The 24,725-nt window shown below is 69.8% G+C and carries 26 protein-coding genes and 1 pseudogene; 12 read left to right on the plus strand and 15 right to left on the minus strand.

The genetic code is table 11. The annotated features are described in order from the left end of the window. Nucleotides 1-38: 38 nt before the first annotated feature. The 3 genes from ACJ7VY_RS00585 to ACJ7VY_RS00595 form a co-directional block, all read right to left on the minus strand. Nucleotides 39-1,301 carry a heme biosynthesis protein HemY gene (locus ACJ7VY_RS00585; RefSeq protein ID WP_409476138.1) on the minus strand — a complete coding sequence of 421 codons (1,263 nt, stop codon included), beginning with the start codon at nt 1,299-1,301 and terminating at the stop codon, nt 39-41. Then, nucleotides 1,298-2,278 carry a uroporphyrinogen-III C-methyltransferase gene (locus ACJ7VY_RS00590; protein ID WP_409476139.1) on the minus strand — a complete coding sequence of 327 codons (981 nt, stop codon included), beginning with the start codon at nt 2,276-2,278 and terminating at the stop codon, nt 1,298-1,300. Before ACJ7VY_RS00590 ends, ACJ7VY_RS00585 begins: the two co-directional genes overlap by 4 nt. A 96-nt stretch (nt 2,279-2,374) precedes the next feature. Further along, the gene (locus tag ACJ7VY_RS00595; protein WP_409476140.1) at nt 2,375-3,160 is read right to left on the minus strand and encodes a uroporphyrinogen-III synthase; all 786 of its coding nucleotides are present in this window, start codon (nt 3,158-3,160) and stop codon (nt 2,375-2,377) included. Nucleotides 3,161-3,207: 47 nt separating this feature from the next. Between ACJ7VY_RS00595 and ACJ7VY_RS00600 the strand changes: the two genes are divergently transcribed. The 5 genes from ACJ7VY_RS00600 to ACJ7VY_RS00620 all read left to right on the plus strand — a co-directional run bounded on the left by ACJ7VY_RS00600 (nt 3,208) and on the right by ACJ7VY_RS00620 (nt 6,287). Beyond that, complete coding sequence (locus tag ACJ7VY_RS00600; RefSeq protein ID WP_240213163.1) at nt 3,208-3,666, plus strand: YiiD C-terminal domain-containing protein; 459 nt, start codon at nt 3,208-3,210, stop codon at nt 3,664-3,666. Nucleotides 3,667-3,691: 25 nt separating this feature from the next. Next, nucleotides 3,692-4,120: a hypothetical protein gene (locus tag ACJ7VY_RS00605; RefSeq protein ID WP_104937699.1), complete on the plus strand. Its 429-nt coding sequence runs from the start codon at nt 3,692-3,694 to the stop codon at nt 4,118-4,120. Nucleotides 4,121-4,184: 64 nt separating this feature from the next. Continuing rightward, nucleotides 4,185-4,622: a rhodanese-like domain-containing protein gene (locus ACJ7VY_RS00610; RefSeq protein ID WP_104937700.1), complete on the plus strand. Its 438-nt coding sequence runs from the start codon at nt 4,185-4,187 to the stop codon at nt 4,620-4,622. A gap of 104 nt (nt 4,623-4,726) precedes the next feature. Next, nucleotides 4,727-5,239: a protein-export chaperone SecB gene (gene secB / locus ACJ7VY_RS00615; protein WP_104937701.1), complete on the plus strand. Its 513-nt coding sequence runs from the start codon at nt 4,727-4,729 to the stop codon at nt 5,237-5,239. Nucleotides 5,240-5,258: 19 nt separating this feature from the next. Further along, entirely contained in the window at nt 5,259-6,287 is a 1,029-nt protein-coding gene (locus tag ACJ7VY_RS00620; protein WP_409476141.1) for an NAD(P)H-dependent glycerol-3-phosphate dehydrogenase, read from the plus strand. A gap of 227 nt (nt 6,288-6,514) precedes the next feature. On the opposite strand, the gene ACJ7VY_RS00625 is transcribed toward ACJ7VY_RS00620, so the two are convergent. Beyond that, nucleotides 6,515-7,087: an Ax21 family protein gene (locus ACJ7VY_RS00625; protein ID WP_161614883.1), complete on the minus strand. Its 573-nt coding sequence runs from the start codon at nt 7,085-7,087 to the stop codon at nt 6,515-6,517. Between the two features lie 426 nt (nt 7,088-7,513). Here ACJ7VY_RS00625 and ACJ7VY_RS00630 point away from each other — a divergent pair, with 426 nt between their 5' ends. The 4 genes from ACJ7VY_RS00630 (at nt 7,514) to ACJ7VY_RS00645 (ending at nt 12,048) form a co-directional block, all read left to right on the plus strand. Then, nucleotides 7,514-8,290 carry a glucose 1-dehydrogenase gene (locus ACJ7VY_RS00630; protein ID WP_293761155.1) on the plus strand — a complete coding sequence of 259 codons (777 nt, stop codon included), beginning with the start codon at nt 7,514-7,516 and terminating at the stop codon, nt 8,288-8,290. Between the two features lie 308 nt (nt 8,291-8,598). Beyond that, the gene (locus tag ACJ7VY_RS00635) at nt 8,599-9,018 is read left to right on the plus strand and encodes an H-NS family nucleoid-associated regulatory protein (RefSeq protein WP_409476142.1); all 420 of its coding nucleotides are present in this window, start codon (nt 8,599-8,601) and stop codon (nt 9,016-9,018) included. 262 nt (nt 9,019-9,280) lie between these two features. Beyond that, the gene (locus ACJ7VY_RS00640; RefSeq protein ID WP_409476143.1) at nt 9,281-10,033 is read left to right on the plus strand and encodes a DNA-formamidopyrimidine glycosylase family protein; all 753 of its coding nucleotides are present in this window, start codon (nt 9,281-9,283) and stop codon (nt 10,031-10,033) included. Between the two features lie 128 nt (nt 10,034-10,161). Beyond that, entirely contained in the window at nt 10,162-12,048 is a 1,887-nt protein-coding gene (locus ACJ7VY_RS00645; RefSeq protein ID WP_409476144.1) for an alpha/beta hydrolase family protein, read from the plus strand. A gap of 183 nt (nt 12,049-12,231) precedes the next feature. Here ACJ7VY_RS00645 and ACJ7VY_RS00650 read toward each other — a convergent pair whose 3' ends face one another. The 11 genes from ACJ7VY_RS00650 to ilvD form a co-directional block, all read right to left on the minus strand. Further along, a complete protein-coding gene (locus ACJ7VY_RS00650; protein WP_409476145.1) occupies nt 12,232-12,495 on the minus strand; it encodes a c-type cytochrome in 264 nt (87 codons plus the stop codon). Between the two features lie 98 nt (nt 12,496-12,593). Continuing rightward, nucleotides 12,594-14,273, minus strand: coding sequence for an electron transfer flavoprotein-ubiquinone oxidoreductase (locus ACJ7VY_RS00655; RefSeq protein WP_312348574.1), 1,680 nt, complete (start codon nt 14,271-14,273; stop codon nt 12,594-12,596). A 138-nt stretch (nt 14,274-14,411) separates the two neighbouring features. Continuing rightward, nucleotides 14,412-14,582: a hypothetical protein gene (locus ACJ7VY_RS00660; RefSeq protein ID WP_293761170.1), complete on the minus strand. Its 171-nt coding sequence runs from the start codon at nt 14,580-14,582 to the stop codon at nt 14,412-14,414. After that, complete coding sequence (locus ACJ7VY_RS00665) at nt 14,554-14,877, minus strand: carboxymuconolactone decarboxylase family protein (protein ID WP_312348570.1); 324 nt, start codon at nt 14,875-14,877, stop codon at nt 14,554-14,556. The genes ACJ7VY_RS00660 and ACJ7VY_RS00665 overlap by 29 nt, the downstream gene beginning before the upstream one ends. Before the next feature lie 319 nt (nt 14,878-15,196). Then, complete coding sequence (locus ACJ7VY_RS00670) at nt 15,197-15,679, minus strand: GNAT family N-acetyltransferase (RefSeq protein WP_409476146.1); 483 nt, start codon at nt 15,677-15,679, stop codon at nt 15,197-15,199. A gap of 78 nt (nt 15,680-15,757) precedes the next feature. Then, on the minus strand, nt 15,758-16,132 hold the full coding sequence (locus tag ACJ7VY_RS00675) for a PH domain-containing protein (RefSeq protein ID WP_054662284.1): 375 nt from the start codon (nt 16,130-16,132) through the stop codon (nt 15,758-15,760). Nucleotides 16,133-16,193: 61 nt separating this feature from the next. Further along, nucleotides 16,194-16,610, minus strand: coding sequence for a hypothetical protein (locus ACJ7VY_RS00680; protein WP_104937708.1), 417 nt, complete (start codon nt 16,608-16,610; stop codon nt 16,194-16,196). A 328-nt stretch (nt 16,611-16,938) separates the two neighbouring features. Continuing rightward, nucleotides 16,939-17,571 carry a type B chloramphenicol O-acetyltransferase gene (gene catB / locus ACJ7VY_RS00685; protein WP_240213204.1) on the minus strand — a complete coding sequence of 211 codons (633 nt, stop codon included), beginning with the start codon at nt 17,569-17,571 and terminating at the stop codon, nt 16,939-16,941. Between the two features lie 453 nt (nt 17,572-18,024). Then, nucleotides 18,025-18,567: a YdeI/OmpD-associated family protein gene (locus tag ACJ7VY_RS00690; protein WP_312348563.1), complete on the minus strand. Its 543-nt coding sequence runs from the start codon at nt 18,565-18,567 to the stop codon at nt 18,025-18,027. A gap of 687 nt (nt 18,568-19,254) precedes the next feature. Then, entirely contained in the window at nt 19,255-19,428 is a 174-nt protein-coding gene (locus tag ACJ7VY_RS00695; protein WP_312348562.1) for a hypothetical protein, read from the minus strand. Nucleotides 19,429-20,236: 808 nt separating this feature from the next. Continuing rightward, a complete protein-coding gene (gene ilvD / locus ACJ7VY_RS00700) occupies nt 20,237-22,075 on the minus strand; it encodes a dihydroxy-acid dehydratase (RefSeq protein ID WP_409476776.1) in 1,839 nt (612 codons plus the stop codon). A 250-nt stretch (nt 22,076-22,325) separates the two neighbouring features. Here ilvD and ACJ7VY_RS00705 point away from each other — a divergent pair, with 250 nt between their 5' ends. The 3 genes and pseudogenes from ACJ7VY_RS00705 (at nt 22,326) to ACJ7VY_RS00715 (ending at nt 24,703) form a co-directional block, all read left to right on the plus strand. Further along, nucleotides 22,326-22,886 carry a DUF1190 domain-containing protein gene (locus ACJ7VY_RS00705; protein ID WP_161614890.1) on the plus strand — a complete coding sequence of 187 codons (561 nt, stop codon included), beginning with the start codon at nt 22,326-22,328 and terminating at the stop codon, nt 22,884-22,886. Between the two features lie 4 nt (nt 22,887-22,890). After that, a pseudogene (locus ACJ7VY_RS00710) lies at nt 22,891-24,086 on the plus strand (glutathionylspermidine synthase family protein). A gap of 281 nt (nt 24,087-24,367) precedes the next feature. Next, a complete protein-coding gene (locus ACJ7VY_RS00715) occupies nt 24,368-24,703 on the plus strand; it encodes a hypothetical protein (RefSeq protein ID WP_240213152.1) in 336 nt (111 codons plus the stop codon). Nucleotides 24,704-24,725 lie beyond the last annotated feature (22 nt).

The following is a 24,725-nucleotide window of genomic DNA, read 5'->3' on the forward strand; positions in this document are numbered from 1 at the left end:
AGCGGGCGGCGCGGGGCGGGCGGCGGATTCTACCCGTGTCAGTCCGGCAGCCGCGGGAAGCCATGCGCGTCGCGGGCCTCGGCCACGGCCTGGTCCTGGATCCGCTGGCGCAGGTCGCGCCGCTGCAGCGGCTGCGCCGCGCGGCCGTGGCGGTGGTGCACCGCATTGAGCAGGCACTGCCGCGCCAGCACGTCATCGCCGGCGGCGGCGAAGCCTTCGCCCAGTTCCTCCCAGGCGTCGGCGCCGGCGCCCTGGGCGATGGCGCGGTGCAGGAACTCCTCGGCCTGGGTCCATTGCCCCTGGCCGCGCGCCAGCCGCCCCAGGGTCAGCAGCAGCGCCGGGCTGGCCGCATGCGACTGCAGCCAGCGCTGCGCACTGGCGCGGCGCGAGTCGAGCTTGTCCACCGGCAGTTCGCCGTAGAGCAGGATCAGGCCGTCGTCCCAGTGGTTGTCCAGGGCCTGTTCGATGCTGTGCAGGGCGGTGTCGTTCCAGTTCAGCGCCACCGCACGCCGGGCGTAGCGCGCCACCGCCTCGGGGGTGGCGCGCAGCGCCTTGGGCAGCACTTCCCAGCGGGCGGCCAGTGCGTTGACGTTGTCGGCTTCGTCGAGCATCTGCAGGGCCAGGCGGGTTTCCAGCGCGGCCAGCGCGTCGGCGGGCAGCGCCTGCTGCTGGCGCAGCGCGCCAAGCTGGCCGTAGGCCTCCTCGGCACGGCCGGCGCGCGCCAGCGCATCGGTGCGCAGCCACAGCCCGCGCGGCGGCAGCGGCTGGATCGCCGCCAGGTCCAGCGCTTCGATGGCCTGCTGCGGGTTGTCGCGCTGCAGCCAACGCTCGGCGCTGTGCAACGCGTGCAGGGTGGCGTCCTGCATGCCCAACTGCTGCAGGTACTGGCCGGCGCTGGCGCTGTCGCCGCGCGCCTCGGCCGCGCGCATCGCCGCCGCCAGCGCGACCGCGCGCACTTCCTTCTCGCTGGCGGCGCTGGCCAGCAGCTTCTCGGCGCGCTGCCACTGGCCGCCGTCCAGCGCCTGCAGGCCGTCGATCAGGCGTGCGCGTCCCTGCCGGCGGCGGTAGCGCGCCCAGCTGCGGAACGGCGCACTGAGCAGCGTCCACAGCAGCCACAGCAGCAGGCCGGCGATCAGCAGCGCCAGCAGCGCCTGCGGCAGCGTGGCGATGTAATCGTTGCCGCCGGCGCGCACGATCACTTCGCCGATCCCGCGTACCGATTCCTGCCCCAGCCATTGCGCGCCGAGGATGCCGATGGCGGCCACCAGCAGCAGGACCAACAACGAACGGAATGCATTCATGGCGCCACCTTCCCCTCGCGCATGGCGCGCAGTTGTTGCAGGGTGCTGCCCAGTTCGGGCAGCGCGATGCGCAGGTCGATGCCGCGCAGTTCGGCCAGTGCGTGGCGCTGGCTGCGCCGTTGCGGTGAATCCGGCCACAGCCGCAGCAGCCAGCCGTCAACCCGCTGCAGCGCCAGCTGCCAGCCCTGGGTGTCGCCGCGCTCCAGCGCCGCGCGCGCCAGGCTCAGTTCGATCTGCAGTGCGTCGGTGGCGGCCACACGCTCGGAGCGTGCCATCAGTACCTGCGGGTCGGCCGGGCGGATCTGCACCAGCGGCGAGAGCATCTGCTGCCACCATGCGGGTTCGGCGTCGGCCACCTCCGCGTTCTGCTCCGGCAGCGCGTCCAGGGCCGTGGTCCACTGCGCGAGCTGGCGGGCGGCGCGCACCCGCACGCCGGGGCCGAGCGCATCGACCGCAGCGCGTTCCTGCACCAATGCCTGGCGCAGGTTCAGGTAGCCCGGGCTGTCCATGCTTTCCAGCACGCCGGCGGCCAGCGCATACAGGCGGCGGGCGCCGTCCAGGTCGCCGGCGTACACCAGCCGCTGCTGCGCCTGGCTGAGCAGCAGTTCGGCGTCCTCGCGGCGCGCGGCCTGCGCGCCCTGGTGCGAATGGTCGGCCAGGCGTGCCACGTTCTCTTCCAGCAGCGCGTTGCGCTGGCCCAGGCCGAGCACTTCGTCACGCAGGACGCGGTTGGTGGCGGCCACGTCCTGCAGGCCGCGCGCATTGGCGCGCTGGTCGCGGCGCAGTGCGTCCACCATCTGCTGCAGCGCCTCCACCTGCTGGCTGGCGGCGGCCCGTGCGTGCGCGGCCGCGCGCTGGCCGGCCTGCCAGCTGCGCCAGCCGAACCCGGCGGCCGCGGCCAGCGCGAGCAACAGCAGGAGGGCGATGATCCAGCGCGCCAGCCGGCGCCGCGAAGAAGGTGAGGAATCGTCGTTCATGGGGGTACGGCATCCTTGGCAGGCCGCCCAGTGGGCAGCGGCGGTGCGCTTCAAGCATCACCCGCGATGCAGCGCGGCTGCAAGCCGCGCAGGCGTTCAGGGCGCGCCGGGCGGGAACAGGGCGTCGCGCGCGGCGGCGGCGAGCTGGCCCGGCAGCGGGCCCGCGGCCACGCCTGCATGGGCGAAACCGAGCGTCGTCGCCAGCGCCGCCAGCCGCGCGCTGGCGGCGACCAGCGGCTGTTGCTGCCAGCGGCGGCGCAAGCCCGGCGGCACCTGCGGCAGCACCCGTTCCAGCGCCTCACCGCTGCTGACCACCAGCACCGCGGGGGCATCGAGCGCCTGCAGGCGCGCCCACTGCGCGGCCGGGACCTGCAGCGGTACGCGTTCGTACACATCCACGCGCAGCAGCTGTGCGCCGCGTGCCTGCACCTGCGCGGCGATCATGCCGCGGCCGCCGGGGGCGGTGACCAGCGCCACCCGCTTGCCATGCAGGTCGGCCATGGCCGGCAGCGCCAGCAGGCCTTCGCTGTCCATGCGCGTGGGCGCCGCCACGACGCCGGCGCCATGGCGGCGCAGCGCGCGGGCGGTGCCCTGGCCGACCGCGACCAGGCTGCCGGCCTTCAATTGCCCCAGCGGCAGCAACCGCGCCGCGGCTGCGGCCGCGGCCGGGCTGGTGAACACCAGTAGGTCGCAGGCCTGCGCCTGCCGCAGCTGGTCGCGGGTGCTGGCGTCGCGGCGCGGCTGCAGCCGCCACGGCGATACCGCCACGGTGCGTGCGCCGTGGCGCGCGGCGGCGCGGCGCAGCCCATCGTGCTGCCCGGAAGGACGCAGGGAGATCAGGTACCAGGCCGTGTCGGCCGGCACATAGGCGCGGCTGTTCATTCCATGCATTATGCGGGCGCTTTCCGTTTCCCGTTCCCGCACGCCCCATGCCCGATACCCCCGACCGCGACGCCCTGCTGCTCCGCCTGCAGGCCACCCTCGATGCAATGCCGCCGGTCGCGGCCATGGGCATCCGCATCGCCGGCTATGCCGATGGCACCCTGCGCCTGCGCGCGCCACTGGCCGCCAACGTCAACGACAAGGGCAACGCCTTCGGCGGCAGCCTGGCCTCGGTGATGACCCTGGCCGGCTGGGCGCTGGTGAGCCTGCGCCTGTCGCAGGCCGGCCACGACGCCGAGGTGTACGTGGCCGACAGCAGCATCCGCTACCGCGCGCCGGTGTACGCCGACCTGGACGCCAGTGCATGCGCGGCCCCGGACCAGGACTGGGACGGCTTCCTGGCCCTGTTCGGCAAGCGCGGCCGGGCGCGCATCACGGTCTGCGCGCAGGTCGAGGACGGCGCGGCCGCGCTGGAGGGGCGCTTCGTGGCCCTGGCCAAAGGGTAGGATGGTCCGGTCCCGGGGAGGTGCCATGCAACGACGACTGATCCTGACCGCCATCGCCGCGCTGCTGGGCATGGCCGTGACCGCCCAGGCCGCCGGCCCCGGCCGCAGCCAGCGCAACAAGCTCACCCAGACCCAGGAAGCCTATGTCGCGGCGGTGCGCTGGAGCGATTTCGAAGGCGCCGAGCGGTTCATCGACCCGGCCTACTGGCAGGCGCACCCGCTGACCGACCTGCAGCGCGAGCGTTACCGCCAGGTGCAGGTCTCCAATTACCGGGAGCGCTCCACCAGCGTGGCCGCGGACGGCGCCATCGAGCGCCGGGTGGAGATGGGCGTGATCAACCGCAACACCCTGGCCGAACGCACGCTGATGGTCACCGAGCGCTGGCGCTGGGACCCGGAAGCCAAGCGCTGGTGGCAGGTCCAGGGGCTGCCGGACCTGTGGCAGGGCCAATAGGGGCTGGCCGTCCGGCGGCCGGCTTGTGCGACAATCGCCGCCCGCTTGTCTACCCGTGACCCGAGTGAATTACGAAGAGCTGCTGGCCTTCGCTGGCCGAAACCCGATGCTGTCGCTGGCCTTCGCCGGCCTGACCATCGCCATCATCGTCACCGAGATCGCACGGCTGTTCCGCGGCTTCAAATCGATCAAGCCGGCCGAACTGACCCGCCTGATCAACGCCGGCAACGCGGTGGTCATTGATCTGTCGGCGGGCAGCGACTTCGAGAAGGGCCACATCACCGGCAGCCGCAACGTGCAGCCGGCCCAGCTGACCCCCGCGCACAAGCTGCTGGCCGCGGCCAGGCAGTCGCCGGTGGTGCTGGTGTGCCGCACCGGCAACGCCTCGTCCAATGCCGCCAAGGTGCTGAAGAAGGCCGGGTTCGAGCAGGTATTCGTGCTCGACGGCGGCCTGCCGGCCTGGCAGGCGGCGGACCTGCCGCTGGTCAAGGGCCGCGGCTGAGCCTTCATTTGAGGTTAAGCCCTTGTGTGGGGGCCGCAGCGCCCCCATCGCAGGTCTGGTAACAATCCCATTCAACGAACGAACCGTTCTGGAGTCCTAGAGAAATGTCCGAAGAGCACAACAACGCCGTCGCCGCCGAAGCCAACAACGGCCCGGCGTTCACCGTCGAGAAGATCTACGTCAAGGACGTTTCCTTCGAATCCCCGAATTCGCCGACCATCTTCAACGAGAACGTGCAGCCGGACCTGCAGCTGAACCTGAACCAGAAGGTGCAGCGCCTGTCCGAGAACGCCTTCGAGGTGGTGCTGGGCGTGACCCTGACCTGCAAGGCCGGCGACAAGACCGCCTACGTGGCCGAAGTGGAGCAGGCCGGCGTGTTCGGCCTGATCGGCCTGGAGCCGCAGGCGATCGACGTGCTGCTCGGCACCCAGTGCCCGAACATCCTGTTCCCGTACGTGCGCTCGATGGTGTCGGACCTGATCCAGGCCGGCGGCTTCCCGCCGTTCTACCTGCAGCCGATCAACTTCGAAGGCCTGTACGCCGAAACCCTGCGCCAGCGCCAGCAGCAGGCCGACGGCGCGTCGCTGGCCGACTCCGAGCCGGCCGGCAACGCCTGACCGGCGCCCATCCCTGCGGATGAGTACCAACGACGCGGAAAAGATCGCCGTCCTCGGCGCGGGCTCCTGGGGCACCGCGCTGGCCAGCCTGCTGGCACGGCATGGTCACCCGACCGTGCTGTGGGGACGCGACGCGAACGTGGTCGAGGCGATCGACCGTTGTCACGAGAATCCCCGGTACCTGCCGGGGATTCCGCTGCCTGATTCCCTGCGTGCCAGCACCGACCTGGCCGGTAGCGTCGCCGGTGCCCGCTGGATCCTGGTGGTGGTGCCGTCGCACGCCTTCGGCGAAACCGTGCGCGCGCTGGCGCCGCTGCTGCCCGCCGGTGCCGGCGTGGCCTGGGCGACCAAGGGCTTCGAGCCCGGTTCCGGCCGTTTCCTGCACGAGGTCGCGCGCGAGGTGCTGGGCCCGGACGTGCCGCTGGCGGTGGTCACCGGCCCGTCCTTCGCCAAGGAAGTGACCCTGGGCCTGCCCACGGCGATCACCGTCCATGGCGACGATGCCGGGTTCACCCAGCAGGTGGCCGATGCCATGCACGGCCCGGCGTTCCGTGCCTACACCGGCGAGGACATGGTCGGCGCCGAACTGGGCGGGGCCATGAAGAACGTGCTGGCGGTGGCCACCGGCGTGGCCGACGGCATGCAGCTGGGCCTGAATGCCCGCGCCGGCCTGATCACCCGTGGCCTGAACGAGATGCTGCGGCTGGCCGCGGCCATCGGCGGCAAGCCCGAGACCCTGATGGGCCTGGCCGGGCTGGGCGACCTGGTGCTGACCAGCACCGGCGATCTGTCGCGCAACCGGCGGCTGGGGCTGGCGCTGGGCCGTGGGCAGAGCCTGGCCGAGGCGGTGAAGGAGATCGGCCAGGTGGTCGAGTCGGTGCAGACCGCCGACGAGGTCATGCGCCAGGCGGGCCGCCACGGCATCGACCTGCCGATTTCCAAGGCGGTGCAGTCGGTGCTGCACGGTGAACTGAGTCCTTCCGAGGGCCTCAAGCAGCTGCTGGCACGCGAACAGAAGCCGGAGTATCCGGAAACGCTGTTCAAGTAGTAATCGGCGAAGATGAGACAAAAAGCCCGGCGATGCCGGGCTTTTTGTTGCCCTGCACCGGACGCTCCGCTGGCCCGGCGGCGGCCGCGGGCCGCGTTGCCGTGGGCCTCGCCGGGTTGGCGCGCCGGCTGGCGGGGGCGCAAAAGAAAGAGCCCGGTCGGGGAAGACCGGGCTCCGGAGGCGCGGGGGAGAGAGAGCGCGCGCCTTTGAAACGAGGTAGCGAGCGCTTACCAGGTGAAGCGCGGGCCGACGAACCACTCCTTGTCGCCGCCCTTGCCCAGCTTCACTTCGCCGCTCACGCCCCAGTTGGCGTTGAACTTGGCAGCGGCGCCGACGCGGCCGTAGAACTCGCCGTCCGGGTTGTAGCCGGCCTTCTTGCTGTAGTCCTCGTAACCGGCCAGGGCATAGCCCTCGATCATCGGGGTGAAGGCGGTACGCACGCCGACTTCGGCGCTGTAGCCGTTGTAGGTCGGCAGGTGCTGGCGGTCGAAGCGCTGGTAGGCCACGCGGGCCAGCAGGTCGGTGTTCGGTGCCACGCCGTAGTTGTAGCCCACGCCGACGCGCCACTGGTCGACGTCGAACTTGTTCTTGTCGGTCTCCTGGGCGCTGTAGTCGCCGAAGACATGGAAGTTCGGGTGCACCGCCACCGAACCCTTCACCTTCCAGCCATCGGCGTCGCCGCCCTTGGCATCGGTGTTCACGTAACCACCTTCCACGTAGTTGTAGGACAGGCCATCGGTCGCCGATGCAGCGAACGGCAGGGCGGCCAGCAGGCCCAGAGCGATCAGGGAAGTCTTCATTACGGATTACCTTTTTTATTTTGGTTTGATCGATCCGGCGGATGCGGCTTGCCGGTCGACAGGTGTGAATTATCCGTTAGCCAGCGGAATCGCCCCTGAATATCAAACTGACCAGTACATAAATTAGGTGGCGTCCACGGGAACTTCCGCGTTGGCTGCCGACGGGCACTGCCGCGGCAGCCGCAACGGACTGCCGGAGCGTCACCCTGCCGACTCCCCTGGGCCAGAGGGGCCGTCCGCGCGCGGCGCGGGCGGGTGGCAATGGACCCGCCCACACTTGTCGGGGTGCTTTCACCCCGGATTTCCTCCGCCACCGGCACAGTGCGGCTTCACGCCCGGCAACCGTCCCGGGCCGGGCATCGCGTCGGCCGACCGGGGCGTGCCCGGCATGACCGGGCGCGTGCCCTCACCCGGAAGGAGACGCCCATGAACCCGAACCCGCTTTTCGATCTCAGTGGAAAGGTCGCCATCGTCACCGGCGGCGGCAACGGCATCGGCCGCGCGAGTGCGTTGATGCTGGCCGCCCACGGCGCGGCGGTGGCGATCGCCGACCTGAAGCTGGCCGATGCCGACGCCGTGGCCGCGGAGATCACCGCCAACGGTGGCCGGGCGCTGGCGCTGGAATGCAACGTACTCAAGGACGAGCACCTGGTGCGCACCGTGGAGCGCACCGCCACCGAGCTGGGCGGCATCCACATCCTGGTCAACAACGCCGGCGGCGGTGGCGCCGGGCGCGAGAGCCCGTTCGAGATCACCGTGCAGCAGTTCGAGCGGCCGTTCCAGATCAATGTGTTCAGTGCGTGGCGGCTGGCCCAGCTGTGCGCCCCGCACATGAAGAAGGGCGGCTACGGCTCGATCATCAACATGTCCTCGATGAGTTCGATCAACAAGAGCCCGGCCATCAGCGCGTATGCGGCGTCCAAGGCCGCGATCAACCACATGACCGCCAATCTGGCCCATGACTACGGCCCGGACAACATCCGCATCAACGCCGTGGGCCCCGGTGCGGTGCGCACCGCCGCGCTGGCCACGGTGCTGACCCCGGAGATCGAGCAGCGGATGCTCTCGCACACGCCTATCAGGCGCCTGGGCGAGCCGGACGACATCGCCGGGGCGGTGCTGTACTTCGCCGCGCCGATCTCCAGCTGGGTCAGCGGGCAGATCCTGTTCGTCAACGGCGGCGGCGTGCAGACCCTGGATTGAAGCCGCGCGACTGCCGGCGCGGATCGCCCCCGGCAGCGGTCACGGGGAGTGGATCGCGCCCCTGCCGCCGCGCGCCGCCGGGCGTTGGCCATCCGGGGGGCGTCCGCTGCCTGGCGGAAGGGATTGCGGCAAGGCATCCGCGGCGCGCGCCGCACACGGCGCCGCTGCCGGGCGTCGCCTCACGGGGAGGCGCCGCCCGGGCCGATGCTGGCCCGGCCGGGGGCACCGCGTGCGCGAACCCGGCGGAGTCCTGCATGCCGCTGGAATCATTCCTTGACAGCGCGATGGCGCGAACTGACGCTAACGCCATGCCTATCGACCTGACCCCGCTGAGCGTCCGCGAGCTGGACGCGCTGATCCGTGCTGCCCGCGCGCGGCACACTACCCTCACCGAGCGCCCGCCCGCGGCCCAGGTCAGGCGCCTGCTGGCGGCCCAGGCACGCACTGCCGGTTATACGATCGAGGAAATCTTCGGGACCGACGCCGCCATGGTGCCCCCGGAACCCAAGGGGCGCGCCAAGCGCAAGCGTGGCAAGGTCGAGCCGAAGTACCGCGACCCGGAGAACCGCCGCAACACCTGGACCGGTCGTGGCCGCATGCCGCGCTGGCTTGCGGCGAAGACGAAGCATGGCCGCAGCGTGGCCGACTTCCTGATCCCGGGCGTGGCCCGGCTGACCCCCAAGGCGCAGGCGGCCACCGGCCGGCGCCGGCTGGTCAAGCACAGCTGAGTCCCACGCCGCGGCGCGCGGCGGTCCGCGGCCGGCATCCGTTGCCCACGCCCCCGGCGCTGCTGGCCGCGGTCGGAGGGACCGGCTTCACGCCCGCACCTACGCCGGTTCACCGGCGCATGACGAACGCGATGGGACGGTGGCCGCTCCGCATCGGGAGCGCCCATGTCGCCACGCACTTTCCGCCGTCTGTTGCTGTCCCACCGTCGTGGGTGCTTCGCGTCCGCACCCGGCGCCGCGGCCGGCGCACGCGCTGGGCGCCATGCCTGAGGGGCCGTCGATCGTGCTGCTGCGCGAGGCGGCCGGGCGCTTCGCCGGCCGCAGCGTGCGCGAGGTCGGCGGCAACTCGCGCCAGCCGCTGGCGCGCATGCACGGTCGCCAGGTGCGGGCGGTGCGCAGCTGGGGCAAGCACTTCCTGTTGGAATTCGACGACTTCAGCCTGCGCATCCACCTGATGATGTTCGGCAGCTGGCTGATCGACCAGCGCAAGCCGGCCACCCCGAGAGTGGCGTTGCGCTTCGACAACGGCGAGCTCAACTTCTACGCCTGCTCGGTGATGTTCATCGAGCAGCCGCTGGACCAGGTGTACGACTGGCGCGCGGACGTGATGAGCGATTGCTGGGATCCGGCCCTGGCGCGCCGCAAGCTCAAGGCCTCGCCCGGCATGCTGGCCTGCGATGCGTTGCTGGACCAGCAGATCTTCGCGGGCGTGGGCAACATCATCAAGAACGAGGTGCTGTTCCGCATCCGCGTGCATCCGGCCACCCGCGTCGGCGACCTGCCGCCCCGCAAGCTGGGCCAGCTGATCGCGCAGGCACGCGGGTACAGCTTCGAGTTCCTGGCCTGGAAGCGTGCGTTCGTGCTCAAGAAGCACTGGCAGGTACATACGCGCCGCACCTGCCCGGCCTGTGGTGGACCGGTCAGCAAGCTCTACCTGGGCAGGACGCGGCGCCGCACGTTCTTCTGCGCCCGTTGCCAGGCCACCTACGGCACCGGCGACATGCCGCCGCCCTGAGCGGCGGCGTGCCCTTCCCGGGAACCGGTCAATGCCCTACGCTGCGCGCACTACGTGGCTTCTGGAGTGTTGTCATGGGAAGGGGATGGCGCGGGCTCGTGTTGCTGTTGGCAGGGACGTTGGCAGGCATGGCGGCGGTGCCGTCGGCACAGGCCCAGGCATTGCCGGTGGAGGCGTTCGCCAAGGCCAGCCCGTTCTCGATGCCGCGGCTGTCGCCGGGCGGCGACTACCTGGCGCTTTCCACCGACTTCGGCCAGGGCAACCACGCCGTGCAGGTGCTGCGCCTGTCGGACATGAAGCGGATGGCGGTACTGCGCCTGCCGCGTTACGAGAGCCCGTTCCAGATCGTGTGGGTGGGCGACGGGCGCCTGGTCGTGGCCAAGGGCCGCAAGTACGGCTCGCTGGAGAAGCCGCTGCCCACCGGCGAGATCATCGCCAGCGATTTCGATGGCCAGAACCAGCGCTACATCTACGGCTACGAGCAGCAGAACGCCTCGGCCGGCCTGGATCGTGGCTTCGGCTACATCGAAGGCGTGGCCGAGAGCAACGATGGCCGCTTCTACATGCGCCAGCTCAAGCGCGATCCGACCTCGTCCATGCTCTACGTGGTCGACACGCAGCGACCGACGTTCAAGCTCATCGCCGACATCAACGTCCCGCAGCTGGAGTTCGTGATCGACCGCAACGGCGTCGCGCGCTACGCATGGGGGCGCGACGAGGCCGACGCCCATCTGCTGTACCGGTCCGATGACGGCAGGCGCTGGCAGCCACTGCCGCCGCCGCAGGCCGGGAGCGTGTGGACGCCGCTGTCGTTCTCGGCCGACAACACCCACGTGTACGGCGCGCTCAGCCGGGCCGAAGGCCCATCGCAGCTGGTGTTGAGCGACCTGGATGGCGGCAATGCCGAAGTGCTGGTCGGCGACGGCTTTTCGAGCGTCGGCCTGACGCAGTGGACCGGCTACCCCTCGGTGCCGTTCGCGGCGGCGCCGCAGGGCGGCCGCCCGCAGCTGGTCTACTTCGACCCGGGCCGCCCGGAGGCCGAGCTGCACCGGACGCTGGCGGGCCTGCTGCCGCAGCAGCACGTCAGCTTCGTCGATGTCAGCCGCAACGGCCAGGTGGTGCTGGTGCACATTGCCAGCGATCGCGACCCCGGCAGCTGGTATGTGTTGAAGCGCTCGACCAACAAGCTGGAGAAAGTACTCGTCGCGCGCGAGGGGATCGACCCGGCGCTGATGGCCGAGCGGCGCCCGCTGCGCTTCAAGGCCAGCGACGGGGTCGAACTGGAAGCGGTGCTCACGATCCCGCGCGACGGCGACGGGCGCCGTCATCCGGTCGTGGTGCTGCCGCATGGCGGCCCGCACGGGGTCAGCGACGACTGGTTCTACGACACCGATGCGCAGTTCCTGGCCAACCGTGGCTACCTGGTGGTCCAGGTCAACTACCGCGGCAGCGGTGGACGCGGGCGCGCGTTCGAGCGCCTGGGTTACCTGCAGTGGGGCACGCGCATCCAGCAGGACCTGCTGGACGGGCTGGACCACGCGGTGGCCGCCGGGCTGGCCGATCCGCAGCGAGTCTGCGCGTACGGCGCGAGCTTCGGCGCCTACTCGGCGATGATGCTGGCCGCGCGCGCGCCGGAGCGGATCCGTTGCGCGGTGGGCCTGGCCGGCGTCTACGACCTGAAGATGATGTACAGGAAGGGCGACATCAAGGACAGCGCCTACGGGCGCAACTACCTGGAGCGGGTGATCGGCCGCAGCGACGACGAGCTGCTGGCGAACTCGCCGGCGAACCTGGCGGCCCGCATCAAGGCGCCGGTGCTGCTGGTACATGGCGAACGCGATGAGCGCACGCCGATCGCGCAGGCCAACGCCATGCGCGCCGCGCTGGTCGCGGCGGGCAACGCGCCACGCTGGATGGCAGTCGCGGGCGAGGGCCACGGCTTCTACAACGACGACAACAGCATCGCGTTCTACCGCGCGCTGGAAGCGTTCCTGCGCGAGCACATCGGGAGCTGAGCGCGGTCGCGACCGCGGCCGTCCGCCTCCGGCGTGGCCGCGCCGGCCCGGCTAGCGCGGGGGTGCCGACAGGTACTCGATCACCGCCCTGCGGCGCTGCGGGTCGGACGTCGCGTTGGGCATGCGGGTGCCGGGCACCTGCTTCTGCGGCGAGGCCAGGAACGCGTCCAGGGTCCGCGCGTCCTAGACGATGCCGCTGTCGCGCATCGCCTCGGAATAGGCATAGCCCGGCGCGGTGCCGGCCCGGCGGCCGATCACGCCGTGCAGGTTGGGGCCGACGCGGTGACCCAGGTCGGCGCGGGTGTCGTGGCAGCCGGCGCAGATGGCGAACGCCCGCTCCAGCTCGCGCTGGTGCGGGGTGGCGTCGCTGGCATGGTTGAACACGTCGCGCTGGCCGCAGGCGCACAGCACTGCCGCCATCCCGAGCAGCAACAGGCAGCGCCGCACGGCGTTCCCCCGGCACTGCTTCCGCAGCGGCCGGGCCTGCCCGGCGGAAAGCGGCGCGGTTTCCATTCCCTTGCCGGCAAACACGCGCGGTCGGGCCATCACATCGCCGGGTAGTTGGGCCCGCCGCCGCCCTGCGGGGTCACCCACACGATGTTCTGGGTCGGGTCCTTGATGTCGCAGGTCTTGCAGTGCACGCAGTTCTGCGCGTTTATCTGCAGGCGCGTGTCGGCGCCTTCGCCGACGAACTCGTACACGCCCGCCGGGCAGTAGCGCGCTTCCGGCCCGGCGTACTCGGCCAGGTTGATGCGCACCGGCACCGTCGGGTCCTTCAGGGTCAGGTGGCTGGGCTGGTCTTCCTCGTGGTTGGTCGAGGACAGGAACACCGAGCTCAGGCGGTCGAAGGTCAGCACGTTGTCCGGCTTCGGGTACTCGATCTTCGTGTGCCTGGCCGCCGGCTCCAGGCATTCGTGGTCGGCCTTGGTGCGGTGGATCGTCCACGGCGCGTTGCGCACGCCCAGCTTGGGCAGCAGCCACTGCTCGATGCCGGTCATCAGCGTGGCCAGGGTGCGGCCCTTCTTGAACCACTGCTTGAAGTTCTTGGACTGCAGCAGCTCGGTCTTGAGCCAGCTGTTCTCGAACGCCTCCGGGTAGGCGGCCAGCTCGTCGCGCGAACGCCCGGCCGCCAGCGCCTCGAACGCCGCCTCGGCGGCCAGCATGCCGGTCTTGATCGCGGCGTGGCTGCCCTTGATGCGGCTGACGTTGAGATAGCCGGCCTCGCAGCCGACCAGCGCACCGCCCGGGAACACCGTCTTCGGCAGCGACAGGATGCCGCCGGCGGTGATCGCGCGCGCGCCGTAGGCGATGCGCTTGCCGCCTTCCAGGTGCTTGCGGATCGCCGGGTGGGTCTTGAAGCGCTGGAATTCCTCGAACGGGCTCAGCCACGGGTTGCGGTAGTCCAGCCCGACCACGTAGCCGATCGAGACCTTGCCGCCGTCGGCGTGGTACAGGAACGCGCCGCCGTAGGTGTCGTCGTCCAGCGGCCAGCCGGCCGCATGCACCACCAGGCCGGGCTCGTGCCTGGCCGGGTCGATCTGCCACAGCTCCTTGATGCCGATGCCATAGCTCTGCGGGTCCTTGCCCGCATCGAGCTTGAAGCGGCTGATCAGCTGGCGGCCAAGGTGGCCGCGCGCGCCTTCGGCGAAGATCGTGTAGCGCGCATGCAGCTCCATGCCGCGCTCGAAGTTCGGGCCCGGGGTGCCGTCCTTGTGGATGCCCATGTCGCCGGTGGCCACGCCCATCACCGCGCCGTTGTCGTCGTACAGCACCTCGGCGGCGGCGAAGCCCGGGAAGATCGCCACTTCCAGCGCCTCGGCCTGCTGCGCCAGCCAGCGGGTCACCTCGCCCAGGCTGACGATGTAGTTGCCGTGGTTCTGGAAGCACTCCGGCAGCAGCCAGTTGGGCGTGGCCTTGGCGCCGGTGGCATCCAGGAACAGGAACTCGTCGCGGGTCACCGCCTGCTTCAGCGGCGCGCCCATGTCCTTCCAGTCCGGGAACAGCTCGCTCAGCGCACGCGGGTCCATCACCGCGCCGGACAGGATGTGCGCGCCCGGCTCGGAGCCCTTCTCCAGCACGCACACCGACAGCTCCTGGCCCTTTTCCACCGCCAGCTGGCGCAGGCGGATGGCCGTGGCCAGCCCGGCGGGGCCGGCGCCGACGATCACCACGTCGAATTCCATCGCTTCGCGCGGCGGGAGGGCGGAGGAGGCTTCAATATTCATGCGGGGACTCTTGGCTGGGGCCGGCGACGGCGTGGCGGCGGGCTGAAGGCCCATTTTCACCGACCCGGCGGCGATGTTCCAATCCACGGGCACCCGCGCCGGTGGCCGCCGCCGCTGCCACAGGGCCGGGGCGGTGGGTCAGGCGCCGTCGCGTGGCCCGTGCTGCTTCAGGAACTCGACGATTGCCGGTGGCATCGGGCGGCAGCCGCAGGCCGCGGCGTGCGCCACGTGCCAGGCCACGCGCTGCTGGAACGTGGGATTGCGCGGCATGCGGTTGTGCTCATGCCAGGCTTTGTTGGTCGTTCCCATCGTATGCCTCCAGGGCGGCCGGAAGCGCGCCGATCACGACCGCGCCGGCGGCGGGCAGGCCGACAAGCACGGCGCCGAGCACTTCCTCGCGCGACGCACCGTGCGCCTTTGCCGACAGCACGTGGAACGGGATGCCGGCATTGTTGCCGGTGGCGGCCAGCACCGCGATATAGGCCAGCTCGGCGGTCTTCCCGTCCAGCGCGCCACGCCCCAGTGCATCCGCCACCTGGCCCCAGGCGCCGGCGACGGCGGGCGCCTCGCGCATGAACAGGGAAAACGCTTTCGATACGCTCATGCGTGTCTCCTGTGGGGGTCGTGGTGGCCGGGTGCACCTGCATGATATCGGCATCGCACGGCGGCGTGACGCCGTTCCGGCACGGGGGGCGCCGTGGAGCCAGTGGATGCCGTTGCCGGTGCGCCGCGGCGCGCCGCGGGTCCGGTGATCCGCAGGTGAGCCGTGCGTGCGGACGATCTGCGGCCCTCGCGCACTGCCGTGCCGCCCGCGTCCTGCCCGCGCAGGATGGCGTTGGTTGCCGGTTGATCGATTGCGGGCCGTGCGCATCGACATTGCCGGTGGATGCAACGAAGGCCGCCGTGGCGTGGCCGGCGCAGCGTCAGCCGGCGTTGTCCCGCGCCGGCAGGCGCTTGGTCATGAAGACATTGAACGCCGTGGCCGTGTACCCGCCGAACGGCCCACACCAGGCAAAGCCATTGCGCAGGTACAGCGCGTGCGCGGCGGCGAACGGCGCCCCGGTTCCGGTCTCCAGATACAGCCGGGTGTAGCCGTTGTCGAGCGCTGCGCGCACGATCTCGTCCAGCACCGCCTGGCCGACGCCGCGGCGCAGGAACGGCGGCCGCGTGCGCATGGATTTGATCTCGCCGGCACCGTCGCCCAGCGCCTTCAGCGCACCGCAGCCACACAGCTGGCCGTCCAGCCACGCCGACCAGAAGCTGACCCCCGGTGCGCGCAGGTCATCAAGCGCCAGCGCATGGACATGGCCTGCGGGGGTATTGCCGTGCATGCCGGCAAGGTGCTCGCCGACCAGCGCCTGGACCTGCGGCGAGGACAGGTCATCGGGGCGGACGAGGAGCGACATGGCGGGCAGTCCGTAGGGTCGGATGGCGGCGCCGGTGGCGTGGACAACGGCACCGGCCAGCATGGCGCATCAGCGCTGTCAGGCCAGGAGCACGGCCTCGGCGATCAGCCGGTCGAGCCGGCGCACGTCGATGCCCTTGTTGAGGTTGACCTTGATGTGGCCGGCCTTGGTCCACAGCTCGATCTCCGAGTTGAAGTTGAAGATGCCGTGCCCGTTCTCGGACGACCACATGTAGATGGACGAGTACGGCAGCGAATAGATCTCCACCTTCTTGCCGGTGAAGCCCTGGGCATCCCTGACGATCAGGCGCTTGTTGGTGAAGATGGCCGCGTCGCGGAAGGTCTTGTATGCGGCGATTGCGGTTTCGCCGGCGACCAACAGCTCATGCACGTCATTCGGAACCGGGCATTCGGACACCAGGGTCCATGCCAGGATTGCGGCGGTTTCTGCCATTGCGTGTTTCTCCTTGGGTAGCAGGCGCGGAAAGGCGCGCCGCATGCAGGCGTGCTGTGCGCTAGCGGATTTCGACCCGCTTGAGCGGGGTGCCGACGATGCTTCCGTCCGCACGCCGGTCCAGCTTGAGCAGCAGCACGAACGAAGTCAGCGTGCTGCCGATCTCGCGCGGGTGCGCCGTGCGGTCCTTGGCCTCGATGAAGTAGCACCACGGCTCGTAGCCCTGCTCGAACACCAGCGCCAGCTTCGCATCCTGGTCGTTCCTGGCCGGCGACTTGCTGCCGTTCTCGTTGATGCCCCACTCCGGCCCCTGGACGATGTACGCCTTCGCGCCATCGTGCGTGCAGCTGTTGTCGGTCCAGATGCTGAAATACACCCTGCGCTCGGAATCATTGACCGCGCACCAGCTCCACACGGTGTTCAACTGCACGGCACCCAGCCGGTCCATCAGCTGCGAGCGGTTCTCGGGTCTGGCCATGTCGATCCTCGGGTGTGCAACGGGTGTCGCGCCGCGGGCCCGCGGCAATCGGGCGAGTATGGCCGCTGGCAAACGCCTTGCGAATCGGGAAAACCCAGCGCCCGCGGCTGTGCTGCATGGCGTTGCCGCACCCGCTCATCCACCGGGTGGTGCGCCACCCCGGACATCGAGCCAGGCTGCCCGGACCCCGGACCCCGGACCCCGGACCCCGGACCCCGGGGGGGCCGCCCGGATCACCCTGCACCGGGGTGCGGCGGATGCGCAGCCCGCGGCACGTTCGCAGTCGTCCGGTTACCCGGGCCTCAACCAACCCGCACCGGCCTGGAATTCAGACGGCACGCCCGCGCCAGTACGCGTGCAGGCCGGCAATGTCGGACGTGCACAACAGCGGCATGGCGGCCTCGATCCAGTCGATCGGCCAATCCCACCACGCCATCTCCAGCAGCAACGCGATCTGCGCATCGGAGAAGCGCTTCCTGATTGGTCTGCCGGGGTTGCCGCCCACGATCGCATACGGCTCCACATCCCGCGTGACCAGGGCGCGGCTGCCGATCACCGCGCCATGCCCGATCCGCACGCCAGGCATGATCATCGCCTCGGACCCGACCCATACGTCGCTGCCCAGCACCGTGTCGCCGGCGCGCTGGAACGCATCCTGCGCGCTGGCGAAAGCGGGCTCTTCCTGCATGTAGAAAAACGGAAAGGAAGACACCCAGTCGTGCCGGTGGCCCTGGTTGCCGGCCATGATGAAGCTGGCCCCCGAGCCAATGGAGCAGAAGCTGCCGATGACCAGCTGGTCGACATCCTCCCGGTCCGGCAGGAGATAGCGCGCGCAATCGTCGAACGAATGGCCGTGGTAGTAGCCGGAGTAGTAGCTGTATCGCCCGACCTTGATGTTCGGGTTCGTCACCTGCTCGGAGAGCAGCTTGCCCTTGAACGGGCTGTCGAAGTAATTGGTCATGAAGGACTGCCTGTAATGCACGTCTTGCCCGGCCTGCGGGCGCCTGTGCCGGTCGCCGTCCGGAAACCGGCCTGGATGGAACGCGGGCGACGGCCGGCGTGAGGCCGCGTCATGGATGCTGGGCAACCCAGGTGCGCATGCCATGCCACGGCCGCGCATGGTAACCCCACCACGGTGGCGGCCACGCGCAGCGGCGGAGGAAGGACAGCCTGGCCTGGCAACGCGATGCAGGCCGACGAGCAGCAGCGCTGCGCTGATACCGGGCACCGCGCACGGCCGCTCACGGGCACGCACCGCGTATGCGATCGGGCTGCCGGGCACAGACAGCACGAGAAACGCCTGCCCGGGCGATGGCCGGCACCCCGCATGGCTTTCCTGCTCCGCGTAGTGCCTGCGGCGGCCCATGGCACGCGGCGCGCGCGTGGGCCGACCTGCCGGCCTCGGCGCGGCCGCCTACCGCTTCTCTTCCGCAGGGCAGGCCAGCGCCTTGCTGTAGAAGCCCGATGGATCAAAGCAGCACACGCGCTTCTTTCCCTTCTCCAGCATGTCGATCGCATTGGCGGCCCGCTCGCGCCGGGTCGCTTCCTGCTTGGCGGACTCCATCCAATGAACCCAGTCGATCCTGGCCAGCGTGGTCGTATCCGCCCAGGTCGCCCGTGCCGATGGACTTCCGGCCAGGAGCGTCTGGAAGTAATCGGGAAGCGCCGGATCGGGCTGCTCATCTAGGCTGGCCAGGGTGAACAGCACATTCCCCTCGGCCGCCAGCGCTTCCGTGCCGATGACGCCGGGCGGAACAACGAACCAATGCCCGAGCTTGCCATCGGGCTCCATCAGCGCATCGAAATGACTTTTGCCGACGGACACGCGGGCCGTCATCCTGCCGCGCCGGAGATGGGACCTGCTCACTTCGGGCGGAACCCGGGCGAACGAGAACGCCCGGCCCGCGGCAACGAAAACCGGGCTGGAAAACATGGTCGGCGGGGTTCTGGTGGGCATGCGGCACGCTCCTGTCGATATCCCTGGCACCTGGGCCGCGCTGCGGTGCCAGGCGACGCCAGATTCAGTGGATTGCCAGGTGGTGATGCGCCGGATGCGGCGGACCTTCGCGGAGCAGAATCCGCACACGGCCCGGATAACTGTGCCCGCATCGGTCGGCGCTCCCGCCACCGCCTTGCTGCGCCCCATCCTCGCACGTCATGCGCCGGCCCTGCAGCCTTGAATCATCCGGGGTATCGAACGCCCCCTGCACCGCGGGCGCCTTCTCCCGCTCCGTAAAGGCATGGCCGCACAGGAAGCCGGGGTTTGCCGCTCCATGCACACCGCAACCGTCGCGCCTGCTTTGCTCCCGCGAAGCGGGTAAGAACCAGGAAATGGTTGGCTGCCGAGCCGTGCGCGAAAACCGGTACGGCCGGTGAAGGCAAGGCTGAATTCTCTCTCTTTGCTCGAGGATCGATGGCTTCGATTACAACGCAATCAATCAGGCCGTAACCGCCAGCCCGACGGCGAATCCGCCAAGAGTTCAAGTCGCCGTTGCGGAAGACAGTACGTAAAAGGAAAGAGCGCCAATGAAGAATGCAGCTGACCGGAGATGTATCGCCTCCATCTCACCAAACACCGGGATCAAGCCGATCCACAAAGCGGCTTCGACCTGAAGGAGCCGTTGGGCGGCAGGCTCACAAAGCCCTACTTGCCGGGGCGATGAGCACCGATTGCGGCGCCAAGTACGACGCCAACCATCATGCCAAGCGCCACGGTGCCGGCCATCAAGCCGATCACGGCGCCAAAGCCAAGACCGGCACCCACACCCCTGGCCAAAGCGCCGTTCGAATGACCAGGTCTTCTCTTGAAGAGCTCCATTCCTGTCTCCTGCTGCCTGACGCGTGAGTCAAGCCGGCCTGCGATGCGCCGTTGGCTTGAATGAACTGTCATGCGGGCCTGGCCGACGAGCTTGCCCAAGCCAATGCCGCTGCTGTGAACAACCCAACAGAACCGATGATGCCACAGCCACATCCCCGGAGCTTGCCCGCCGAGTCTGTGCACGTTGAACCACCGAAGCCAGGTGCAAGTCGAGTGCTGAAAGCGTGATGCCAGAACCGCAGCAGCCTCGCTGCCGTTCTTGCGAAGGAGGCCCCATCCGCCGGGGCTCGCCCGGTTGACGGACTCACTCTGCGCTATACCCGACCATTGCGAGGCAGTGAGCTGCATGCGATCCGCGCCGATGAACCCGCTGTTGTGGCTCCGCCAACTTGCGATTGCCGCCACCAACCCGACTGCCACAAGCAGGAACGCGATGGATGTGACCGCGTTTCCGATGCCGTGTCGGGCGCCAGCATGTTCGTGATCAAACCCTGCAGTGGGCCATAAAGGTTGCGCGTGCGGGCAGGCATCGCCAAGCCCGCCACCTGCCCCGCATTGCGGCATCCGTTCGCCATGCACCTGCTGGGGCCGGCCAAGACATGTGCGCGGTGCGGTCGCGGCTGGGCAATAGGGAAATGGTGATCACGCACAGCCACACGCATGTGCCGGGCCCTGGCGCCGGCGGTCTGCCGAGTCCGCTGGCGCGTTTGCCGGGGGCAGGGTCGGGTTCGGTTTGATGGCATGTGCCGGGCGGGCCCGGCACCTACAGGACGTGTGCGAGCCGCGGAGGGGCGGCCCCTGTGGGCGTTCAGCCGTCCAGCAATGCCTTGTCGCGCACGGCGCCCTTGTCCGCGCTGGTCGCCAGCAGCGCGTACGCCTTCAACGCGGTGCTGACCTTGCGCGGGCGTGGCTGTGCCGGCTTCCAGCCGCGCGCGGCCTGCTCGTCGCGGCGGCGGGCGAGTTCGGCGTCGTCCACCAGCAGGTGGATGCCACGCTGCGGAATGTCGATACGGATGCGGTCGCCGTCGCGGACCAGGCCGATGGTGCCGCCGGCGGCGGCTTCCGGCGAGCAGTGGCCGATGCTCAGGCCCGAGGTGCCGCCGGAGAAGCGGCCGTCGGTGAGCAGCGCGCAGGCCTTGCCCAGGCCCTTGGACTTCAGGTAGCTGGTGGGGTAGAGCATTTCCTGCATGCCGGGGCCGCCCTTGGGGCCTTCGTAACGGATCACCACCACGTCGCCGGCCTGCACCTCGTTGCCGAGGATGCCCTTCACCGCGGCGTCCTGGCTTTCGTAGACGCGGGCGCTGCCTTCGAACACGTGGATGGATTCGTCCACGCCGGCGGTCTTGACCACGCAGCCATCGGCGGCGAGGTTGCCGTACAGCACCGCCAGCCCGCCTTCGCTGGAGAAGGCATGGGCGACGTCGCGGATGCAGCCGTCGGCACGGTCGGTGTCCAGCGACGGCCAGCGCGTGCTCTGGCTGAAGGCCACCTGGGTGGGAATGCCCGCCGGTCCGGCCTTGTAGAACTGGTGGACCGCCGCGTCCTGCACCTGGGTCACGTCCCAGCGCGCGATGGCGTCGCCCAGGGTGCGGCTGTGCACGGTCGGCACGTCGGTGTGCAGCAGCCCGCCGCGCGCGAGTTCGCCGAGGATGGCCATGATGCCGCCGGCGCGGTGCACGTCCTCGATGTGGTACTTCTGCGTGTTCGGCGCCACCTTGCACAGCTGCGGCACGCGCCGCGACAGGCGGTCGATGTCGCGCAGGTCGAACGCCACCTCCGCTTCCTGCGCGGCGGCGAGCAGGTGCAGGATGGTGTTGGTCGAGCCACCCATGGCGATGTCCAGGGTCATCGCGTTCTCGAACGCCTCGAACGTGGCGATGCCGCGCGGCAGCGCGCTGGGGTCCTCGCCGCCGTACCAGCGGTGGCACAGCTCCACCACCAGCCGCCCGGCGCGCTTGAACAGCGCCTCGCGGTCGCTGTGGGTGGCCACCACGGTGCCGTTGCCCGGCAGCGACAGGCCCAGCGCTTCGGTCAGGCAGTTCATCGAATTGGCGGTGAACATGCCGCTGCACGAGCCGCAGGTCGGGCAGGCGCTGCGCTCGATGGCAGCCACCTGTTCATCGCTTACCGCCTCGTTGCCGGCGGCGACCATCGCGTCGATCAGGTCCAGTTTGTGCTCGGCCAGCTTGGTCTTGCCGGCTTCCATCGGCCCGCCGGAGACGAACACCACCGGGATGTTCAGCCGCAGCGCGGCCATCAGCATGCCGGGGGTGATCTTGTCGCAGTTGGAGATGCACACCAGCGCGTCGGCGCAGTGCGCGTTGACCATGTACTCGACCGAGTCGGCGATGATCTCGCGGCTGGGCAGCGAGTACAGCATGCCGTCGTGGCCCATCGCGATGCCGTCGTCCACGGCGATGGTGTCGAACTCCTTGGCCACGCCGCCGGCCGCTTCGATCTCGCGCGCCACCAGCTGGCCAAGGTCCTTCAGGTGCACGTGCCCGGGCACGAACTGGGTGAAGGAATTGGCCACGGCGATGATCGGCTTGTGGAAGTCGCCATCGGTCATGCCGGTGGCGCGCCACAGGGCGCGGGCGCCGGCCATGTTGCGGCCGGCGGTGGAGGTTTTCGAGCGGTAGTCGGGCATGGGGAAGGCAACGGAACGCAGTGCCATCGATTCTGCATGAAGAACCCGGTTGCTGTTGCAACCATCGCGCTCGCCACGCCGCGGCGAAAAAGCCGTCCACCGGGGCCGCGGCTGCCTGGCCGATGCCCGGCGCAGGGGTCGCGGGACCGGGGGTTACCTGAAACGACGTTCAGGTTGGTGGCGCGGCCGATTTCCGCCCGCGCGCGCGGATCGGGCATCATTCGGGGACGACTTTCATGGGGCTACGACGATGAAGCGATCCAGGACCACCGCGCTGCTGCTGATGAGCACCGCGCCGCTGCTGTTCACCGCCTGCCAGAAGGAGCAATCCGTGCAGGTGCAGGAAGGGCTGTACACCTCGGTGGAAGCCTGCAGCGAAGCCACCGGTGATCCGTCCGCCTGCCGCACCGCGTTCGCCGCCGCGCAGCAGCAGGCCGCCGACGCCGCACCCAAGTACGCCAGCAAGGAAGAGTGCGCCAAGGAGTACCCGGCCGAGCAGTGCGTGCAGCAGCACACCAGCGCCGGCACCTCGTTCATCGGGCCGATGATGATGGGCTTCTTCATGTCGCAGATGCTCAACGGCGGCCGCGCCGGGGCGGTGGCCGCGCCGCCGGCCGCGCAGCCGGCGTTCAAGGACAACGCCAATGGCTGGGCCAAGCCGGCCGGCACCGGCGGCATGAACACCGCCAGCGGCATCGGCGCCGGCAAGGCCGGGCTGGCGCCGGTCAGCAGCGAGCCCAACCGTGCCGTCACCGCCAGCCGCGGTGGCTTCGGCGCGCGCAGCGGCAGCCGCACCACCGTCGGCGGTTGATGCAGTGAAGCGGGTTGCCATTGCCGAACGCTCCAACTGGCGCGCGCGCGCGGCCGAGGCGGGGTTCCGTTTCCACACCATCGACGGCGCGCCGTACTGGGACGAAACCGCGTACTACGCCTTCACCCTGCGCCAGATCGAGAACGACCTGGAAGACCCCAGCGCCGAGCTGCACGCGATGGCGCTGGACCTGGTCGGCGACGTGGTCGCCAGCGAGGAACTGATGGAGCGGCTGGCGATCCCGGCGCCGTTCCACGACTGGGTCGCCGAGAGCTGGCGGCGCCGCGACCCGCACCTGTACGGCCGCCTGGACTTCGCCTACGACGGCAATGGCCCGGCCAGGCTGTACGAGCTGAACTATGACACCCCGACCTCGCTGTACGAGGCGTCGTTCTTCCAGTGGCAATGGCTGGAAGACCAGCGCAACCGCGGCGCGCTGCCGCAGCAGGCCGACCAGTTCAACTCGCTGCACGAGGCTCTGGTCGAGCGCTTCGCCGAGCTGTCGGCGCAGCTGCCACCGCCGCTGTATTTCAGCGCGGTGGGCGCCTCGGAGGAGGACCAGGGCACGGTAGCCTACCTGCGCGACTGCGCGACTGCGCGGCGCAGGCCGGCCTGCACGGCGCGGCCATCGCCATCGAGGACATCGGCCTGTCGGCCGACGGCCGCTTCACCGACCTGGACGACGTGGTGATCGGCAGCCTGTTCAAGCTGTATCCACTGGAAGACCTGATGCGCGAGGAATTCGGCGCGGCGTTGCCCGGCTCCGGCGTGCGCCTGCTGGAACCGGCGTGGAAGGCGGTACTGAGCAACAAGGGCATCCTGCCGCTGCTGTGGCAGCGCCACCGCGGCCACCCCAACCTGCTGGAAGCGCACTTCGACGACGGCAGCGCGCTGCCGGCGGGCTGGGTGCGCAAGCCGCTGCACTCGCGCGAAGGCGCCAACATCGCCATGCACATGAGCGATGGCCGCTGGCAGGAGAGCGAAGGCCCGTATACGGGGCCGTGCATCGTGCAGGCATTCCATCCGCTGCCGGCATTCGACGGCAACTACCCGCTGGTCGGCAGCTGGGTGGTGGGCGACCGTGCCTGCGGCATCGGCGTGCGCGAGGACGGCAGCCGCATCACCCGCGACAGCGCGCGTTTCCTGCCGCACGCCATCATCGACGACGCCCCGGCCGGCAGCACCCGCATCTACGTCTGAGCCCAAAGCCAGTGCCTGGCCCGGTCCCGCCCGCGCGGGGCCGGGTGTCGCGCGTGCGCGCCGCGGTGCCCTGCGCGGTGCCGCGGGCAGGGTGGCGTACAACCGTATTCCAGCTGCGGAAAACCTCATGAAAAACGCGGATCCGCGAAAAATATATTGATTGACTTCGCGCCCCCGCGAAGCTCAAATCCCGCTGCCAATTCATGAATACACCGGCGCCGTTGGGGAGAACGGCGCCGCGTGCCAGGGCACCCATCCCCTCTGTGCATGAAGGAACCCTGATGTTCGACAAGAAGCTTTTCGCCGGCGCGCTGCTGGCGGCCCTCGCGTTTGCGCCGGCGGCCCACGCCCAGGACCTGGTCTTCACCCTGAAGAACGGCACCTCGGCGGTGATGACCTACTTCCATACCTCGCCGGCCGGGGTGGACGACTGGGAAGAAGACGTGCTCGGCTCCGATGTGCTGGGACCGGGCGAGTCCGTGCAGATCACCATTGCCGATGGCCGCAGCCAGTGCGTGTACGACATGCGTTTCGAGTTCGACGAGGATTCGGGGCTGGACATCACCGAAGACACCCAGGACCTGTGCAAGCTCGGTTCCTACACGATCCACGAGTGATTGCCGCGGCTGGCGGGTCCAC

Origin of the sequence: Stenotrophomonas sp. Y-13 (assembly GCF_046267925.1) — a bacterium.
GTDB classification, from domain to species: domain Bacteria; phylum Pseudomonadota; class Gammaproteobacteria; order Xanthomonadales; family Xanthomonadaceae; genus Stenotrophomonas; species Stenotrophomonas acidaminiphila_A.

What these genes read in the sequence shown, in the direction of transcription:
- ACJ7VY_RS00585 (WP_409476138.1), bottom strand. Translation starts at nt 1,301, where the DNA reads ATGAATGCATTCCGTTCGTTGTTGGTCCTGCTGCTGGTGGCCGCCATC.
- ACJ7VY_RS00590 (WP_409476139.1), bottom strand. Translation starts at nt 2,278, where the DNA reads ATGAACGACGATTCCTCACCTTCTTCGCGGCGCCGGCTGGCGCGCTGG.
- ACJ7VY_RS00595 (WP_409476140.1), bottom strand. Translation starts at nt 3,160, where the DNA reads ATGAACAGCCGCGCCTATGTGCCGGCCGACACGGCCTGGTACCTGATC.
- ACJ7VY_RS00600 (WP_240213163.1), top strand. Translation starts at nt 3,208, where the DNA reads ATGCCCGATACCCCCGACCGCGACGCCCTGCTGCTCCGCCTGCAGGCC.
- ACJ7VY_RS00605 (WP_104937699.1), top strand. Translation starts at nt 3,692, where the DNA reads ATGCAACGACGACTGATCCTGACCGCCATCGCCGCGCTGCTGGGCATG.
- secB (WP_104937701.1), top strand. Translation starts at nt 4,727, where the DNA reads ATGTCCGAAGAGCACAACAACGCCGTCGCCGCCGAAGCCAACAACGGC.
- ACJ7VY_RS00620 (WP_409476141.1), top strand. Translation starts at nt 5,259, where the DNA reads ATGAGTACCAACGACGCGGAAAAGATCGCCGTCCTCGGCGCGGGCTCC.
- ACJ7VY_RS00625 (WP_161614883.1), bottom strand. Translation starts at nt 7,087, where the DNA reads ATGAAGACTTCCCTGATCGCTCTGGGCCTGCTGGCCGCCCTGCCGTTC.
- ACJ7VY_RS00630 (WP_293761155.1), top strand. Translation starts at nt 7,514, where the DNA reads ATGAACCCGAACCCGCTTTTCGATCTCAGTGGAAAGGTCGCCATCGTC.
- ACJ7VY_RS00635 (WP_409476142.1), top strand. Translation starts at nt 8,599, where the DNA reads ATGCCTATCGACCTGACCCCGCTGAGCGTCCGCGAGCTGGACGCGCTG.
- ACJ7VY_RS00640 (WP_409476143.1), top strand. Translation starts at nt 9,281, where the DNA reads ATGCCTGAGGGGCCGTCGATCGTGCTGCTGCGCGAGGCGGCCGGGCGC.
- ACJ7VY_RS00645 (WP_409476144.1), top strand. Translation starts at nt 10,162, where the DNA reads ATGGCGGCGGTGCCGTCGGCACAGGCCCAGGCATTGCCGGTGGAGGCG.
- ACJ7VY_RS00655 (WP_312348574.1), bottom strand. Translation starts at nt 14,273, where the DNA reads ATGAATATTGAAGCCTCCTCCGCCCTCCCGCCGCGCGAAGCGATGGAA.
- ACJ7VY_RS00660 (WP_293761170.1), bottom strand. Translation starts at nt 14,582, where the DNA reads ATGGGAACGACCAACAAAGCCTGGCATGAGCACAACCGCATGCCGCGC.
- ACJ7VY_RS00665 (WP_312348570.1), bottom strand. Translation starts at nt 14,877, where the DNA reads ATGAGCGTATCGAAAGCGTTTTCCCTGTTCATGCGCGAGGCGCCCGCC.
- ACJ7VY_RS00670 (WP_409476146.1), bottom strand. Translation starts at nt 15,679, where the DNA reads ATGTCGCTCCTCGTCCGCCCCGATGACCTGTCCTCGCCGCAGGTCCAG.
- ACJ7VY_RS00675 (WP_054662284.1), bottom strand. Translation starts at nt 16,132, where the DNA reads ATGGCAGAAACCGCCGCAATCCTGGCATGGACCCTGGTGTCCGAATGC.
- ACJ7VY_RS00680 (WP_104937708.1), bottom strand. Translation starts at nt 16,610, where the DNA reads ATGGCCAGACCCGAGAACCGCTCGCAGCTGATGGACCGGCTGGGTGCC.
- catB (WP_240213204.1), bottom strand. Translation starts at nt 17,571, where the DNA reads ATGACCAATTACTTCGACAGCCCGTTCAAGGGCAAGCTGCTCTCCGAG.
- ACJ7VY_RS00690 (WP_312348563.1), bottom strand. Translation starts at nt 18,567, where the DNA reads ATGCCCACCAGAACCCCGCCGACCATGTTTTCCAGCCCGGTTTTCGTT.
- ACJ7VY_RS00695 (WP_312348562.1), bottom strand. Translation starts at nt 19,428, where the DNA reads ATGGAGCTCTTCAAGAGAAGACCTGGTCATTCGAACGGCGCTTTGGCC.
- ilvD (WP_409476776.1), bottom strand. Translation starts at nt 22,075, where the DNA reads ATGCCCGACTACCGCTCGAAAACCTCCACCGCCGGCCGCAACATGGCC.
- ACJ7VY_RS00705 (WP_161614890.1), top strand. Translation starts at nt 22,326, where the DNA reads ATGAAGCGATCCAGGACCACCGCGCTGCTGCTGATGAGCACCGCGCCG.
- ACJ7VY_RS00715 (WP_240213152.1), top strand. Translation starts at nt 24,368, where the DNA reads ATGTTCGACAAGAAGCTTTTCGCCGGCGCGCTGCTGGCGGCCCTCGCG.